Origin of the sequence: Undibacterium sp., assembly GCF_030683615.1 — a bacterium.
GTDB lineage: Bacteria > Pseudomonadota > Gammaproteobacteria > Burkholderiales > Burkholderiaceae_D > Undibacterium > Undibacterium umbellatum.
Window position 1 is genome coordinate 133253 of sequence record NZ_JAUXQE010000007.1, and the last position, 16102, is coordinate 149354.

Annotated in this window: 16 protein-coding genes; 3 read left to right on the forward strand and 13 right to left on the reverse strand. The window is 48.5% G+C overall.

The window, feature by feature from the left end:
* Positions 1-248: 248 nt before the first annotated feature.
* The 6 genes from asd to aroC form a co-directional block, all read right to left on the reverse strand.
* Entirely contained in the window at positions 249-1379 is a 1131-nt protein-coding gene (asd, locus tag Q8K39_RS04715; protein ID WP_186955489.1) for an aspartate-semialdehyde dehydrogenase, read from the reverse strand.
* Positions 1380-1426: 47 nt separating this feature from the next.
* The gene (leuB, locus tag Q8K39_RS04720; RefSeq protein ID WP_186955490.1) at positions 1427-2497 is read right to left on the reverse strand and encodes a 3-isopropylmalate dehydrogenase; all 1071 of its coding nucleotides are present in this window, start codon (positions 2495-2497) and stop codon (positions 1427-1429) included.
* 17 nt (positions 2498-2514) lie between these two features.
* On the reverse strand, positions 2515-3162 hold the full coding sequence (leuD, locus tag Q8K39_RS04725; RefSeq protein ID WP_305258498.1) for a 3-isopropylmalate dehydratase small subunit: 648 nt from the start codon (positions 3160-3162) through the stop codon (positions 2515-2517).
* Between the two features lie 8 nt (positions 3163-3170).
* Complete coding sequence (locus tag Q8K39_RS04730; protein WP_305258500.1) at positions 3171-3293, reverse strand: entericidin A/B family lipoprotein; 123 nt, start codon at positions 3291-3293, stop codon at positions 3171-3173.
* Positions 3294-3311: 18 nt separating this feature from the next.
* Positions 3312-4715, reverse strand: a complete 1404-nt coding sequence (gene leuC / locus Q8K39_RS04735) for a 3-isopropylmalate dehydratase large subunit (protein WP_305258502.1) — start codon at positions 4713-4715, stop codon at positions 3312-3314.
* Between the two features lie 421 nt (positions 4716-5136).
* Positions 5137-6219 (reverse strand): chorismate synthase, encoded by a 1083-nt coding sequence (gene aroC / locus Q8K39_RS04740; protein ID WP_305258504.1) that lies wholly within the window; start codon positions 6217-6219, stop codon positions 5137-5139.
* A 288-nt stretch (positions 6220-6507) separates the two neighbouring features.
* On the opposite strand from aroC, the gene Q8K39_RS04745 reads away from it, so the two are divergent.
* From Q8K39_RS04745 to Q8K39_RS04755, 3 genes are all read left to right on the forward strand, one after another.
* Entirely contained in the window at positions 6508-8748 is a 2241-nt protein-coding gene (locus Q8K39_RS04745) for an EAL domain-containing protein (RefSeq protein WP_186955494.1), read from the forward strand.
* Between the two features lie 264 nt (positions 8749-9012).
* Positions 9013-10344 carry a sensor histidine kinase gene (locus Q8K39_RS04750; protein ID WP_305258506.1) on the forward strand — a complete coding sequence of 444 codons (1332 nt, stop codon included), beginning with the start codon at positions 9013-9015 and terminating at the stop codon, positions 10342-10344.
* A gap of 17 nt (positions 10345-10361) precedes the next feature.
* Positions 10362-11120: a LytTR family DNA-binding domain-containing protein gene (locus tag Q8K39_RS04755; protein ID WP_186955496.1), complete on the forward strand. Its 759-nt coding sequence runs from the start codon at positions 10362-10364 to the stop codon at positions 11118-11120.
* An 83-nt stretch (positions 11121-11203) separates the two neighbouring features.
* Here the strand turns inward: Q8K39_RS04755 and Q8K39_RS04760 are convergent, their stop codons facing one another.
* The 7 genes from Q8K39_RS04760 to rpsF all read right to left on the reverse strand — a co-directional run bounded on the left by Q8K39_RS04760 (position 11204) and on the right by rpsF (position 16078).
* Entirely contained in the window at positions 11204-12214 is a 1011-nt protein-coding gene (locus tag Q8K39_RS04760; RefSeq protein ID WP_305258509.1) for an inorganic phosphate transporter, read from the reverse strand.
* Positions 12215-12285: 71 nt separating this feature from the next.
* Complete coding sequence (locus Q8K39_RS04765) at positions 12286-12912, reverse strand: DUF47 domain-containing protein (protein ID WP_186955498.1); 627 nt, start codon at positions 12910-12912, stop codon at positions 12286-12288.
* 143 nt (positions 12913-13055) lie between these two features.
* Complete coding sequence (locus Q8K39_RS04770; protein ID WP_186955499.1) at positions 13056-14444, reverse strand: replicative DNA helicase; 1389 nt, start codon at positions 14442-14444, stop codon at positions 13056-13058.
* Between the two features lie 165 nt (positions 14445-14609).
* Positions 14610-15062 (reverse strand): 50S ribosomal protein L9, encoded by a 453-nt coding sequence (gene rplI / locus Q8K39_RS04775; protein ID WP_305258511.1) that lies wholly within the window; start codon positions 15060-15062, stop codon positions 14610-14612.
* Between the two features lie 26 nt (positions 15063-15088).
* Positions 15089-15373 (reverse strand): 30S ribosomal protein S18, encoded by a 285-nt coding sequence (gene rpsR, locus Q8K39_RS04780; RefSeq protein ID WP_110252960.1) that lies wholly within the window; start codon positions 15371-15373, stop codon positions 15089-15091.
* Positions 15374-15382: 9 nt separating this feature from the next.
* Positions 15383-15682 (reverse strand): primosomal replication protein N, encoded by a 300-nt coding sequence (gene priB / locus Q8K39_RS04785; RefSeq protein ID WP_186955501.1) that lies wholly within the window; start codon positions 15680-15682, stop codon positions 15383-15385.
* A 27-nt stretch (positions 15683-15709) separates the two neighbouring features.
* A complete protein-coding gene (gene rpsF / locus Q8K39_RS04790; protein ID WP_162040879.1) occupies positions 15710-16078 on the reverse strand; it encodes a 30S ribosomal protein S6 in 369 nt (122 codons plus the stop codon).
* Between the last annotated feature and the right edge of the window lie 24 nt (positions 16079-16102).

The window sequence follows — 16102 nt, forward strand, 5'->3', positions numbered from 1 at the left end:
GCTTAACGCGATTTATCACAGTGGTAAATACATTAAGAACCTTGAAGTGCAAGGATATCGCATAAATGTTGTTGCCAAATGACAAGTGAATAAATAATCGCCAAAATCCTAATTGTTTATTTATTAAAATTGAAACTAAATACCCGTCGACACCTTCGACGAAGCACTTCTGCAGTTTCAAAAACGACAAGGGGGCGTTAAACGCCCCCCTATATTCTACAACAAGTTTTTAAGACTACCTCAAAACATCAATCTTCGATCAAAATCCGCAACATTCGACGCAGCGGTTCTGCAGCTCCCCACAGCAATTGATCGCCAACAGTAAAAGCCCCGACGTACTCGGGCCCCATCGCCAGTTTGCGGATACGGCCAACCGGAATTGTCATGGTGCCAGTCACAGCCACAGGAGTCAGATCACGGATACTGGCTTCACGGGTATTTGGCACAACTTTCACCCATTCATTGTCTGCAGCGATCATGGCTTCGATATCGGCTACCGGCACATCTTTTTTCAGTTTAAATGTCAAAGCCTGGCTATGGCAGCGCATGGCTCCTATACGTATGCAGAATCCATCGACTGGTACAGCGGAAGTGCCAAAGCCTTCCCCCTGTCCGAGAATTTTATTGGTTTCCGCCATGCCCTTCCACTCTTCCTTGGACATGCCATTTCCCAGATCCTTGTCTATCCATGGGATCAGCGACCCACCGAGCGGTACGCCGAAATTGGCAGTCTCGGCTTCTGACAAGGAACGCTGTTTCGCAATGATCTTGCGGTCGATTTCGAGAATTGCACTTTTTGGATCATCCAGCAAAGCACGCACTTCTGCATTCAAAGTACCGTATTGCGTCAACAATTCACGCATATGCTGCGCGCCACCACCAGATGCAGCCTGATAAGTTTGCGTGCTCATCCACTCTACCAGACCAGCCTTATACAAAGCACCAACACCCATCAACATACAACTGACAGTGCAATTGCCGCCTATCCAGTTTTTCTGGCCCTTGACGAGAGCTTGCTTGATTACCGGCAAGTTGACGGGATCAAGCACAATCACAGCGTCATCATTCATGCGAAGACTGGAGGCAGCATCTATCCAGTGCCCACTCCAGCCGGTTGCGCGCAGTTTTGGATAAATGTCATTGGTGTAATCACCGCCCTGGCAGGTAATAATAATCTCGCACTTCTTGAGCGCCTCAATATTATTTGCGTCTTGCAAGGTCTTTTCATTCTTTGCCATTGCAGGGGCCGAGCCACCCGTATTGGAAGTTGAAAAAAACACGGGTTCAATATGATCGAAATCACCTTCTTCCTGCATGCGTTGCATCAGGACAGAACCCACCATACCGCGCCAACCTACCAGACCCACCAGTTTCATCATTTTTCCCTAAAATTTTGCAGGACGTCCCTGCCCTTCACGAACAAAAATCAACTTAATGCCTGTAAAACAGCCTGCCCCATCTCGCCCGTACCAACCTTGGTTGTACCAGCCTCATAGATGTCAGGGGTACGCAAGCCTTGCGCCAAGACTTTTTTAACGGCGTTTTCGATACGGTCAGCCTGTTCAGCCTTATTCAAGGAATAACGCAACATCATGGCGGCAGACAGGATGGTTGCCAGAGGATTGGCCACGCCCTTGCCCGCGATGTCCGGTGCCGAGCCATGGGAAGGCTCATACAAACCCTTGTTATTCGCATCCAGTGAAGCAGATGGCAACATGCCGATAGAACCAGTCAGCATGGATGCCTGATCAGACAGGATGTCACCGAACATATTGCCAGTGACGATAACGTCAAATTTCTTTGGCGCACGCACCAATTGCATGGCGGCATTGTCGACATACATATGATCCAGCGCCACGTCAGGATATTCCTTATGCACTTCCGTGACGATATCTTTCCAGAACTGGAAAGTTTCCAATACATTGGCTTTGTCGACACTGGTCAGGCGTTTGTCACGCTTTTGCGCAGCCTGGAAAGCCACATGCGCAATACGACGGATTTCTGATTCTGCATAACGCATGGTATCAAAACCTTCGCGCTCGCCTTTGAAAGGTCCGTCCGGGCAGACACGCACGCCGCGTGGCTGACCGAAATAAATATCACCTGTCAGCTCGCGGATGATCAGGATATCCAGGCCAGAAACCACTTCCGGCTTCAGTGTCGATGCACCGGCCAGTTCCGGGTACATGATGGCTGGACGCAAATTGGCGAACAGCTTCAGGTTTTTACGCAAACCCAATATGGCTTGTTCAGGGCGCAATGGACGATCCAGGGTGTCATACTTCCAGTCACCTACTGCACCAAACAGGACTGCATCGGCTTCCATCGCCAGTTTCAGTGTCGCCTCTGGCAAGGGGTGGCCAGAAGCTTCATAGCCAGCGCCACCGACAGGCGCAGTTTCCATTTCAAAAGATTCGCCAAGCGCGTTCAATACCTTGACTGCCTGCTCAACGATCTCAGGACCTATGCCGTCACCCGGCAAAATAGCAATTTTCATATTCTCAACAAATTAATTTAGATAGTATTGGCGAGCCAAGGCTGAGCAGCAATATGGCGCTCTTCAAAAGCGCGTATCTTGTCAGCCTGGCGCAAAGTCAGGCCAATATCATCCAAGCCATTGAGCATGCAATACTTGCGGAAGGCATCAACATCAAAGGCATAGCTGGCACTGCCATTGGTATTGCGCACAACTTGCTGCTCCAAATCCACGATCAGGCGGTAGCCAGGGAAGGCTTTAACTTCATTGAATAGCACATCAACCTGCGCATCTCCAAGAACGATGGGCAGCACGCCGTTTTTATAGCAGTTATTAAAGAAAATATCGGCAAAACTAGGAGCTATAATGGCACGAAAACCGAATTGCTCCAAGGCCCAGGGTGCATGTTCACGCGAAGAGCCGCAACCAAAATTTTTACGCGCCAGCAAGATGGACGCACCTTGGTAGCGAGACTGATTTAGTACGAAATCAGGATTGACCGGACGCTTACTATTGTCCATGCCAGGCTCACCATGATCAAGATAACGCCATTCATCAAACAGATTAGGTCCAAAGCCACTACGCTTAATGGATTTCAAAAACTGCTTGGGGATGATGGCATCGGTATCAACGTTGGCCCTGTCCATAGGCGCAACCAAACCATCGAGTAAAGTAAATTTTTCCATACCCTTGCTTATTTTTTGCCTACATTTTCGACTGCTTCGCCAGCCTTTTTAACGTCTTTGCCTATGCCTTGAACGGTATTGCACGCAGTCAGCACCAGCGCGCACATCGCCATTACAAATATCTTTTTCATGTCATCTCCCCAAACAAATTAAGACAATCCACGTACGTCAACAAAATGCCCAGCAACACCTGCTGCAGCTGCCATTGCAGGTGACACCAGATGGGTGCGACCGCCCTGCCCCTGACGACCTTCAAAGTTACGGTTGGAAGTGGAAGCACAACGCTCACCCGGCTCCAGCCTGTCGGCATTCATGGCCAGGCACATGGAGCAACCTGGCTCACGCCATTCAAAGCCAGCCGCCTTAAATATCTGATCCAGACCTTCGCGTTCAGCCTGCTCTTTGACCAAACCAGAGCCTGGCACAACCATCGCCAGTTTGACATTCGAGGCGCGATATTTGCCTCGCACCACTGCAGCGGCAGCGCGCAAATCTTCTATGCGCGAATTGGTGCAGGAACCGATAAAGACTTTATCAATACGGATGTCAGAAATTGCAGTATTTGGTTGCAATGCCATGTAGATCAGGGCTTTTTCTATGGCATCGCGTTTCACGGCATCTTTTTCCTGTTCAGGATCAGGTACACGGCTATCTATCGCCACCACCATCTCAGGAGAAGTACCCCAAGTGACCTGCGGTTTGATTTCGGCAGCATTCAGCGTCACGACCATGTCGAACTTGGCACCTGCATCAGTATGCAATGTGCTCCAGTACTCAACTGCCCTGTCCCAATGCGGACCAACTGGCGACAATGGGCGACCTTTGACATAGTCGATGGTAGTTTGATCTACCGCCACCATGCCAGCACGCGCACCTGCTTCAATCGCCATATTACAGACCGTCATGCGGCCCTCCATGGACAGGCTGCGGATGGTAGAGCCAGCAAATTCAATTGCATAACCAGTGCCGCCGGCGGTACCTATCTTGCCGATAATGGCCAGGACAATGTCTTTCGCTGTCACTCCCACAGGCATGGCACCATCAACTTGCACCAGCATGGACTTGGACTTTTTTGCTATCAAGGTTTGTGTCGCTAGCACATGCTCAACCTCAGATGTACCAATACCATGCGCCAGGCAGGCAAAAGCACCATGCGTGGAGGTATGTGAATCACCGCAAACGACCGTCATACCTGGCAAAGTTGCTCCTTGCTCAGGCCCGATGACATGCACGATGCCCTGGCGTTTGTCGGCCATGCTGAAATAGGTTAAACCATATTCTTTGGCATTGGAGTCCAGCGTTTCCACTTGCAGGCGAGAGATCGGGTCATCAATACCATTGATGCGGTTTGTGGTTGGCACATTATGATCTGCCACCACCAGATTGGCGGATAGGCGCCAGGGTTGACGTCCAGCCAGCTTCAAGCCATCAAAGGCCTGCGGGCTGGTGACTTCATGCAACAAATGGCGGTCTATATAGAGAATTGCAGTGCCATCATCTTCGGAATGGACTACATGGGATTCCCATAATTTATCGTAAAGCGTTTTAAGCATAATCTGAAGCCTGGAAATAAGTCATCGGTTCTTGCAACATCCTGTACTGCATCTTTTTTTCGCATTTGATTATGCCACAATTGTGCAACGCAAAACCAACCCTCATGCCAAATTGGTGCATGAAAGTTTCAGTATAAATGCATGGGTTTGATGATAATCGCCAAATTTTCATCTGGTTTTTCGGGCTAATCTGGAAAATCGCCAGTGAAAATTTTGAGTTGAGAAAAATGTGCTCAGGAAAGTGACCGAACAGACCAACGGCGCAAGTGATATTGATGGTGATAGAGATGCGCGGCGGGTAAAGAGGCAATATGCTCTATGAGAATGCTATGGCACCGTTGCAACTGGCCCAGTGTAGCATGTTCCCACTCACCAACAAGGAATGGGAACTTGCGATATCAAGCAAATAATTTATCAGGAATCACTGAGCTGATTTGACATCGCCGCATTGCGCCCGGTGGCGCAGGGCATGATCCATCAAGACCAGTGCCAGCATGGCTTCAGCTATCGGCGTTGCACGTATACCAACACAAGGATCATGACGACCAAAAGTTTCCACCACAACCGGATTACCGTCTTTATCAATTGACCTTCTTGGCGTGCGTATCGAAGAGGTAGGTTTGATGGCGATGGAAACCGTAATATCCTGTCCAGTAGAAATGCCACCAAGTATGCCACCTGCATTATTGCCAACAAAGCCTTCTGGCGTCAGTTCGTCACCATGCTCAGAGCCGCGCTGAGCAACGGAGCGAAAACCTGCACCTATCTCCACACCTTTGACAGCGTTAATCCCCATCATGGCATAAGCAATTTCTGCATCGAGTTTGTCATAAATAGGCTCGCCCAGACCGACCGGTACGTTGGATGCGACCACATCTATCTTGGCGCCAATGGAATCACCATCCCTGCGCAATGCATCCATATAGTTTTCAAGCTGAAGTATAAGAGCAGCATCTGCCGTTGGCGCAAAGAATGGATTGTTTGCAGCATGCTCCCAAGCCTGAAAAGGAATGACAATTTCGCCTAACTGACTCATGCCGCCATGGAATACTGTTCCGTATTGCTGTTTCAACCACTTCTTGGCGATCGCAGCTGCACCAACGACCGGCGCAGTCAGGCGTGCAGAAGAACGCCCACCGCCGCGTGGGTCGCGGATGCCATATTTATTCCAGTAAGTGAAATCGGCGTGACCAGGGCGAAAGGTTTCAGTTATGTTGCCATAATCCTTGCTCCGCTGATCCTGATTGCGGATCAACAGACCAATCGGTGTGCCTGTGGTTTTGCCCTGATAAACGCCAGACAGTATCTCCACCGTATCAGGCTCTTGCCGCTGAGTCACATGACGCGAGGTCCCAGGGCGGCGGCGATCAAGTTCTGGCTGTATGTCTGCTTCAGACAAGTCCATGCCTGGAGGGCAGCCATCAATCACGCAACCAATTGCGGGCCCGTGGGACTCGCCAAAGGTTGTAACAGTAAACAAAGTGCCAAAAGTATTACCGGACATAATATTTCAAAAATGAGAGGTTAGACAGAATGAAGCCCATTTTACCAGTGAAGCACGCCGCACAGAATTTCGCTTCCACGCCAGGAAGAGAAAGATTTCACTATTTTTCGCACATTCCAGCCAAATTCAGGACATTTTTCTCCCCGTTCAGACGAATCTTGTTTTATTCTTACCAATGAAAAATAGATGAAGCTTGGCTACGGATACATTTAGTGTCATAGTTCCGCAAAGAACCAATTTTGCAGTGCCCTTACCATACGATATGCCAAGCATGGAGCCGCATTACAGATGAATTCAACGATCCACTCTTCTGAAGATGATCTGGTTTTCCTAGATGAACCAGACAGCGATGAAACTGCGACGGCTTCACGGCCCGCGCAGACTTGGCGGATCATGATTATTGATGATGATCCTGATGTTCACTCTGCCACAACTTTTGCTTTGGGCAGTCTGGAGATACAGCATCGCGCCCTCAGCTTTCTGCATGCCTATTCTGCTGCTGAAGCGCGCGACATCCTGAAAAATGAAACTGATATTGCCATCATCCTGCTGGATGTGGTCATGGAGCAGGAAGACGCCGGCTTGCAATTGGTCAGCCATATACGTAAAACCCTGGGCCTGACTGATGTACGTATCATATTGCGCACTGGACAACCAGGCTATGCACCAGAAATAGATGCGATACGCGATTACGACATCAATGATTACAAAACCAAATCGGAACTGACCCGTACCAAACTCTACACTGCCGTTACCTCAGCCATACGTTCCTACGAACAAATCTGCGCGATCAGCGCCAGCCGTCGCGGCCTGGAAATGATCATCCATGCCAGCACAGAATTAATGGCGCTACAAGGATTGCAAAATTTTGCCGCAGGGGTACTGGTGCAAATTGCCGGTTTGCTGGGACTTAACACCGAAGGCTTTGTCTGCGCCCGCCAAGTACCAGTTGAGCTACAGGATGATAGTGATGACTTGTACATCATTGCCACAACCAATATGTATCTTGGCAGCCTAAATAAACCGCTTGAAAAATTAAGCAACCAAGCTGCCAGTGGCATCGTCAAACGTTCGCTGGAAGCGCGTCAGAGCATATTTGAAGCTGAATCGACGGCGCTCTATTTTAATAATGTCGCGCAAAAAGATTTCACCTTATTTCTGAATACCGGCTTGCATTTGAATGAAATGGACAAGCGCTTGCTGGGTGTGTTCTGCGGCAATGTGTCAGTCGGTCTCGATAATGTCATGCTGACCTCGCGCCTGCATAACTATGCTTTCTATGATCCGCTGACTGGTTTGGCAAACCGCCTGAAACTCTTGCAGACCTTGAACGAGACCCTGCTCACCTCGTTAAAGAACCATAGTTCGTTATCTCTCATTGATATTGATCATTTTGCTGAAACCAATGATGCACTTGGACATCAGTTTGGTGACCAGTTATTGTATTCAGTCGCTCAGAGACTGTTGGCCAATTTTGGCGAGCAATGCCAACTTGCCAGGGTAGGCAGTGACACCTTTGCCCTGTTGGGAGATGAGAGCCTGGTCTGTCCGGATAAAATTCTGGCCCTGTTCAACTCACCTTTTGATGTTGATCAGCAAGATGTACAACTCTCGGCAACCATAGGCCTGATCAAACTTGATGATTATGACAGCGATGGCTCTGAGGCACTGAAAGATACCAATATTGCCCTGAAACGCGCCAAGATGAATCGTCGCGGCGGTTATGAATACTTTACCCGCAACATGGGCGTGGAAATTCGTGAACGCGTCTTGCTGATGCATGCCCTGCGTGCTGCATTTGAACAAAAGAAATTATTCCTGGTTTTCCAACCCCAGATTGATATGCGCGATGGCAGGGTGCTGGGTGCTGAAGCTTTGTTGCGCTGGAAAACCGATGAGGGCAAATTCATCCCGCCAGACCAGTTTATCCCTATCGCCGAGTATTCAGGTTTGATTGTCGATATAGGTGAATGGGTATTGCGTACCGCCTGCCTGGAACTCGTGCATCTGCGTAGCCTGGGTTACACCGATTTCCAGATGGCCATCAATGTCTCGCAGGCGCAGTTTTCTCATCCGCTATTCATGCAATCGCTGAACAAGGCGCTGGCCGATACCCAGGTTCCTCCAAAATATGTGGAATTGGAAATTACCGAATCCATGGCCATGAAAGATCCGGAGTTGCTAATCAAGACCCTGCATCAGATCAAACAACTGGGCATGAGCATCTCTATTGACGATTTTGGCACTGGCTTCTCCTCACTCAGTCACTTACAAAAGCTGGATGTAGACAAATTAAAAATTGATCGCGCCTTCGTCAATGAAATCCAGAAAAACCCGAATGAAGGCAGTATTGCAAAAATGATAGTGCAACTCGGTAAAAATCTGGGACTATCCATCATCGCCGAAGGTGTCGAAAGTGAAATGCAGGCCAATACCCTGCTCTCTTATGATTGCCATATCGCCCAGGGATATCTGTACTCCAAGCCATTGACCCGCGATGACTTGCATGCCTGGCTGGCCAGCAGATAAGTCTAGAGCACATCAGACTGCTATTGCCGTCTGATGTGCTCCACATACGCACACGCCCCGCACATTCCCCAATCTGCAGCATCGACACTCATGCATATCAAATGAGGCATTTTCCATTCTATCCTGCATTTTTTGCAGACTGTCGCAAGTCGCTACCCATGCAAAGACGATTTCCCTACAGTATCAACATGGACTGAAAAGTCGCTAGCAGCCAGTTCCACGCACTTCTGGTATGTCTGGGATAACCGTTAAAAGAGAAGCATCATGAATAAAGACAATGCAGTTACATTCAAACAAACCATCGCCAACCTGATGGCCTGGCTTAGTAAAAGCTTTGACACAACGGCAGCCTGGGTCACGAAATTGTCGTGGTGGAAGTTTTTTTTATTTGCCATTATCACCATCACAGCAGGCGGCTTGTTGCAAGACATACTGTTTACTTCTGAAGAAAACGTCGTGGTGACCAAAAGCAGCTCACCGAAAAAAACAAAAAAAACCAGCAAAATCACCGATGGCGATACCAGCATAGAAATCGACGACACTGGTCTGCACATCCGCAAAAACAATCTCGATGGCAAAGGCAAGCAGATAGAGATCGATGAGAACGGAATTCACATCCGCAAAGATGACGGTATTGCTCCGCCCGCTCCACCCGCACCACCAGCGGCTCCAAGCGCTTCTGACCCAGTAGCACCGCCAGTTCCACCGGAACCTCCGCGTGCCCCATCCATCACGGACAGGGACGATATCCATATCAAATTACCTGCTGAATTAGCCAAGGAAATCAGTGAAGAAATCAATAACGCTGTTGCTGATGCTGCAGATGAAGAAGTACGTAGCTATAAACGGACGTCGTCAAAATGGTTTGCCAATTTTGTCGTTTTGCTGGTCGTTGGTCTGTTTGGCATGAAAGCACTGATGAGTGGAAAAATACGCGCTGAAGAAAAGGCCAAGGAAGCTGGCATGGCGGCAGAACGCGAATCCCTGTTGCGTCAGGTTAGCGAAGCACAGATGCAAATGATGCAAGCCCAAGTAGAGCCGCATTTCCTGTTCAATACCCTGGCCTCGGTTGAATATTTGATAGAAACTGATCCGCCACGTGCCGCTGCCATGCAGCGCAGCCTGATCGCTTACTTGCGCGCTGTCTTGCCACAAATGCGAGAAAATGCCAGCGTGACCAATCTGGGACGTGAAGCTGACATGATCAAGTCTTATCTGGAATTACTGAAAATGCGCATGGAAGAAAGATTGAATGTCGACTTCATCATGCCGGAAGGCTTGCGCAGTGCTTCCTTCCCGCCGATGATGCTGCAGTCCCTGGTAGAAAATGCGATCAAACATGGCCTGGAATGCAAGGCAGAAGGCGGTACCATCCACTTTCATGCAGAGGTCGCCCATAACAAGTTGCGCGTCTCTGTCAGTGATGATGGTCTGGGGTTTGGTGCCATGCCCAGCAATGGGACTGGACTGGGACTGCAAAATATACGTGAGCGCCTGAAATTGATTTATAAAGAAAAAGGACAAATGATCATTACCCCTAATCAACCCAGCGGAGTTTGCGTTACTATAGAAATCCCGTACGAATTAGCCAACTAGTTTCAATTACGCTGACCATGCCAACTGCCATAATTGCTGATGATGAAAGACTGATGCGCGACCAGTTAAAGTCGCGCCTGGAACAAGTCTGGCCCGAACTGGAGATTCTCGATGAAGCAAAAAACGGCGAGGAAGCCGTCGCTCTGGTAGAAACACATAAACCAGACCTGGCCTTCCTCGACATACGCATGCCAGTCAAAACCGGGCTTGAAGCAGCCAAGGACATCGGCAGCAAGGCGCATATAGTATTCATTACTGCCTATGACCAATATGCCATACAGGCTTTTGATCATGGTGCGGTGGATTATGTATTGAAGCCTGCTGATGTAGAAAGGCTGACACGCACTGTGGAAAGACTCAAGGCCAGATTAACGGCCCAGAGCCAGCCAAATGACATGAGTATAATGCTCTCGCAATTGGCCAAGCAAATGGGCATTGCCCCCAAGCCGGATTACCTGCAATGGATACAGGCCTCCATAGGTCAGGAGTTGCGCCTCATACCTGTGGAGGAAATTCTATTTTTCCAATCCGACGAAAAATATACGAGAGTACAAACCGCCACTTACGAAGCCTTGATACGCAAGCCAGTGCGTGACCTGGCAGATGAACTGGACCCTGCCCTGTTCTGGCAAATCCACAGATCGACCCTGGTGAATGCCAAGGCTATCTCAGGTGTAGTACGCGACTTGCGTGGTCGCCATCTGGTACAAATCAAAGGTCTGACAGAGAAGCTTGAAGTCAGCAGAAGTTTTGTGCACTTATTCAAACAAATGTAACTTGCCATCAGCAGAATTCAAGTCCAATAAAAAAGCCTCAGTTCATACACTGAGGCTTTTTTACTCTCACGAATGTCAATTCATCAGAGGATTTTTGTACCGATCCACCAAGCTATCGCTGCCACAAAAGCAGAAGCGGGTATGGTCAAAATCCATGCCCAGACAATATTGCCAGCAACACCCCAACGTACCGCAGACATTTTTTGCGCTGATCCCACACCAACAATGGCACCTGTAATGGTGTGTGTCGTTGACACAGGGATACCCAACACCGTTGCCATGATCAGTGTGATGGCACCACCGGTTTCTGCGCAAAAACCGCCTACAGGTTTGAGTTTGGTGATTTTCTGGCCCATGGTTTTCACGATACGCCAACCACCAAATAAAGTACCCAGACCAATGGCTGCGTAACAGGAGTACACAACCCACTGTGGCGGTGCTTTATCTGCTGCACTGGAGTAACCTGCAGCGATCAACAACATCCAGATAATACCCATGGTTTTTTGCGCATCATTGCCACCATGACCAAGACTGAATACCGAGGCTGACACCAATTGAAGGCGACGGAACCATTTATCCACCTTCATGGGTGTCGATCTGACAAACAACCAGGATACGACGAGCATCATCACAGAGCCCAGGAAGAACCCCAGCAGCGGTGACAAAACAATAAACAAAATGATTTTGTACAGCCCGCCAGCAATCAGTGCCCCAGTACCCTCTTTCGCCACGGCTGCACCAATCAAACCACCAATCAATGCATGCGAGGATGATGAGGGGATACCAAAATACCAGGTAACCAAATTCCAGAATATCGCCCCGACCAGCGCCCCAAAAATGACGTAGTGATCAACAATGACAGGATCTATTGTCCCCTTGCCTATTGTTTTGGCAACAGACAGATTAAAGACGAAAAACGCCAGTACATTGAACAGGGCAGCCATGGCGACTGCCTGACTGGGTTTTAATACCCCTGTAGAAACAACGGTAGCGATTGCATTAGCGGCATCATGAAAGCCGTTCATGAAATCAAATAACAATGCCAGTATCACCAAGAAAATGATGACATACAGGCTCATTTGTAAGGATTGCATAAAAGTGAATTCCCTTGTTCGCCCTCTGCATTGACAGAGAACAGTTAGGCGTCAAAAAAAGAGTCAGACGCTTAAGCGTTCTCAACAATGATGCCTTCAATGATATTGGCAACGTCTTCACAACGATCTGTCACTGTCTCCAGTATTTCGTAGATCGCTTTCAATTTGATCAGATTGCGTACATCAGGTTCGTCACGGAATAGTTTGGACATCGCTGCACGCATGACGTGATCAGCATCCGATTCCAGACGATCAATTTCTTCGCACAGCGCCAGAATTTCACGGGAATTATCCATGTTATGCAACAAGGCGACAGCGGCCTTCACCTTTTCAGCGCATCCAAGGCAAAGCTCTGCCAGGCGTTTGGCTTCTGGCGTAATCTCGCGGATATCGTACAAAGAGATGGTTTGGGCAGCATCTTCCAGCAAATCCAGAATATCATCCATACGGGTGATCAGTTTATGGATGTCATCACGGTCCAGTGGCGTGATGAAAGTTTTGTGCAACAACTCTATCGTATTGTAAGTAACAGTATCCGCCTGTTTTTCTATGCTCTCTATCGCATGAACACGGATCTCCAAATCATCAAAATTTGTCATCAGGGCAACCATTTCCTTGGAACCTTTGACACATAACTCTGCATGTTGATTGAAGAGTTCAAAAAATTTGCCCTCGGTGGGCATCAAGCGTCCAAACATTTTATTCTCACTGAAAATATAAGATTTCTAGAATTGTCCAGGCAGGCGCATGCAATCAAGCATGCCTGGCAACACTGTTCTACTTTTTAAGTCTTGATTTACTACTTTGCGTCTACCCACCAACACCAGCATTTTGCTTTGAGTTATTCACTATCACCGTAAATCGACAAGGAACCAACATAATTGTCAAACTTGGTATATTCACCCAGGAAAGTCAGGCGCACGCTACCAATAGGGCCATTACGCTGCTTACCAATAATGATTTCCGCCGTGCCCTTGTCAGGTGAATCCGGGTTGTACACCTGATCACGATAAATAAACATAATGACGTCAGCATCTTGCTCAATCGCGCCAGATTCGCGCAAGTCAGACATGACTGGGCGCTTATTCGGTCTTTGCTCCAGAGAGCGGTTTAACTGGGACAAGGCAATCACCGGGCAATGCAGTTCTTTTGCCAGGCCCTTCAAATTTCGGGAAATTTCAGAAATCTCAGTCGCACGGTTTTCGCCAGCGGAATTGGCCGACATCAATTGCAAATAATCGACGATCACCAGGCCCAGCTTGCCACACTGACGTGCCAGACGACGGGAGCGTGCGCGCAATTCTATAGAACTCAACGCCGGCGTTTCATCAATATACAGTTGCGCTTCATTCATCTTTTGAATGGCGTGCGTCAGGCGTGGCCAGTCTTCATCGGTCAATTTGCCGACGCGCAAACGGCTCTGATCCAGGCGCCCTACCGAGCCCAGCATACGCATGGCCAACTGAGCCCCCCCCATCTCCATGGAAAACACGGCGACTGGCAAGCCGCTGTCTATCGCCACGTTCTCACCGATGTTCAGTGAGAAGGCGGTCTTACCCATCGACGGACGGCCAGCTACAATCACCAGATCACCAGGCTGCAAGCCTGAAGTCATCTTGTCCAGATCAGTGAAGCCAGTCGGCACACCGGTAATATCATTTTGATTGTCGCGGTTGTACAGCTCGTCTATGCGTTCGACCACCTGGGTCAGCAAGGGCTGAATCGCCTGAAAACCCTGAGCACCGCGTGCGCCTTCTTCAGCAATAGCAAAGATCTTGGACTCAGCCTCGTCCAGCATTTGCTTGACCTCTTTACCCTGCGGATTGAAGGCATTGCCAGAAATTTCATCCGCGACGGTAATCAGCTTACGCAATACACCGCGGTCACGGACAATTTCTGCATAGCGACGGATATTTGCAGCAGAGGGGGTGTTTTGTGCCAGCGCATTCAGGTAAGTCAGGCCACCGGCATCTTCTGCCTTGCCTGTACTAGTCAGCGCCTCAAAGACGGTAATGACGTCAGCCGGACGCGAGCTATTAATGAGTTTGACCATGCACTGGAAGATAATCCTGTGGTCGTAGCGATAAAAATCTTCTTCGCCGATAAAATCGGCGATACGGTCCCAGGCCGCGTTATCCAGCAATAGGCCACCCAGAACAGATTGCTCTGCTTCTATGGAATGGGGGGGGACGCGTAGCGCGTCAACTTGAGGATCAGAACCAGCTTTCATGGCGCGCATTATAACCGTTAAACCAGACTATCAGAGCGTTCAAAGTACGAGAAGATGGCGAGTTTGTGACAAGTTTGTGACAAACAGACAAATAACGAAAAATTTCTCTCAAACATGAAAAAAGCCGGGAATCCCCGGCTTTTTCAGCGTTTTGCAAAAAGCAAATTACGCGTGTTCGCCCACTACTGCAACATTAACGTCAACAACAACGTCAGTGTGCAAAGCAACGGAAACACTGTGTTCACCAGCGATCTTCAACGGACCTTGTGGCAAACGCACTTGTGCTTTTTCTATCGCGAAACCTTGTTTAGTCAGGGCTTCAGCGATATCTGCGTTAGTGACGGAACCAAACAAACGGCCATCTACACCAGATTTTTGTGTGATTTGAACAGTCAAACCAGACAGTTTTTCGCCTTGAGCTTGAGCAGTTGCCAATTTAGCGGCCGCTGCTTTTTCCAGCTCAGCGCGTTTTGCTTCGAATTCAGCAACTGCAGCCGTCGTTGCACGACGAGCCATACGTTGTGGAATCAAAAAGTTACGTGCATAGCCGTCTTTAACGCGAACTACATCACCCAGATTGCCGAGATTAACGACTTTATCCAACAGAATAACTTGCATATTTTTCTCCTTTACCTTGTCGTCAATTACGCTGTGTGCAAATCAGTGTATGGCAGCAACGCGAGGTAACGTGCACGTTTGATTGCAGTGTCAACTTGACGTTGATACAGCGCTTTTGTACCGGTCAAACGTGCTGGCATGATTTTGCCGTTTTCTTGCACGAAATCTTTCAGTGTGTCGATATCTTTGTAGTCAACTTTTTCTACATGTGCTGCTGTGAAGCGGCAGAATTTTTTACGCTTGAACAAAGGATTTTGTTGTTGGCGCTTTTGCTTCAATTTGCTTTTGTCGAATTTTTTACCGAATGCCATTTTTGGCTCCTAATCTAGTAAAGTTGTCCCGAATTCAGTGACGTGAAAAACGAGACTTTTGCTATTGCGATTTTTGCGCGCTAAAAAACCAGTGAATTCCATGGGCTGCTCCAAGGCAATTTCTGTAAACCGCTGGGATATTTCACCAGCAGCCATTGCAGAAATTTCAAACTCGACCTGCCGAACTGTGTTCGCCTCACGAGTTTCTGAACTATGCATCAAGGTAGCAGAAGCTATCGGGATACCGGCCGGGGTGTAACGCAATGCGCTTTTTTCCACAATCCGTGCTACGAGCTTCAGCTGATTCACTATTTTTTACGCGACCTTTGTCAATTATTAAGCAGCAGGCGCTTCAACACGTTGCGCTTTTGCAGCATCTTCTTTCTGAACAGCTTTCATCATAGGAGAAGGTGTTGTTTCTGCTTTTTTCAATTTGACTGTCAGGTGACGCAAAACAGCATCATTGAATTTAAATGCTGTTTCCAACTCGAGCAGAGTTTCAGCATCGCATTCGATGTTCATGCAAACATAGTGCGCTTTAGCCAATTTTTGAATCATGTAAGCCAGTTGACGACGGCCCCAGTCTTCAACGCGATGGATTTGACCACCACGAGCTACAACACTTGCCTTGTAGCGTTCGATCATTGCAGGAACTTGCTCGCTCTGATCGGGATGTACGATAAATACGATTTCATAATGACGCATATATTCTCCTTGTGGACAATAAAA

Excerpts from the sequence above, each read along its gene's own strand:
- Q8K39_RS04755 (WP_186955496.1), top strand. The coding sequence starts at position 10,362 with ATGCCAACTGCCATAATTGCTGATGATGAAAGACTGATGCGCGACCAG.
- Q8K39_RS04745 (WP_186955494.1), top strand. The coding sequence starts at position 6,508 with ATGAATTCAACGATCCACTCTTCTGAAGATGATCTGGTTTTCCTAGAT.
- leuC (WP_305258502.1), bottom strand. The coding sequence starts at position 4,715 with ATGCTTAAAACGCTTTACGATAAATTATGGGAATCCCATGTAGTCCAT.
- asd (WP_186955489.1), bottom strand. The coding sequence starts at position 1,379 with ATGATGAAACTGGTGGGTCTGGTAGGTTGGCGCGGTATGGTGGGTTCT.
- rpsR (WP_110252960.1), bottom strand. The coding sequence starts at position 15,373 with ATGGCATTCGGTAAAAAATTCGACAAAAGCAAATTGAAGCAAAAGCGC.
- Q8K39_RS04765 (WP_186955498.1), bottom strand. The coding sequence starts at position 12,912 with ATGTTTGGACGCTTGATGCCCACCGAGGGCAAATTTTTTGAACTCTTC.
- rpsF (WP_162040879.1), bottom strand. The coding sequence starts at position 16,078 with ATGCGTCATTATGAAATCGTATTTATCGTACATCCCGATCAGAGCGAG.
- leuD (WP_305258498.1), bottom strand. The coding sequence starts at position 3,162 with ATGGAAAAATTTACTTTACTCGATGGTTTGGTTGCGCCTATGGACAGG.
- aroC (WP_305258504.1), bottom strand. The coding sequence starts at position 6,219 with ATGTCCGGTAATACTTTTGGCACTTTGTTTACTGTTACAACCTTTGGC.
- Q8K39_RS04730 (WP_305258500.1), bottom strand. The coding sequence starts at position 3,293 with ATGAAAAAGATATTTGTAATGGCGATGTGCGCGCTGGTGCTGACTGCG.
- Q8K39_RS04750 (WP_305258506.1), top strand. The coding sequence starts at position 9,013 with ATGAATAAAGACAATGCAGTTACATTCAAACAAACCATCGCCAACCTG.
- leuB (WP_186955490.1), bottom strand. The coding sequence starts at position 2,497 with ATGAAAATTGCTATTTTGCCGGGTGACGGCATAGGTCCTGAGATCGTT.
- rplI (WP_305258511.1), bottom strand. The coding sequence starts at position 15,062 with ATGCAAGTTATTCTGTTGGATAAAGTCGTTAATCTCGGCAATCTGGGT.
- Q8K39_RS04770 (WP_186955499.1), bottom strand. The coding sequence starts at position 14,444 with ATGAAAGCTGGTTCTGATCCTCAAGTTGACGCGCTACGCGTCCCCCCC.
- Q8K39_RS04760 (WP_305258509.1), bottom strand. The coding sequence starts at position 12,214 with ATGCAATCCTTACAAATGAGCCTGTATGTCATCATTTTCTTGGTGATA.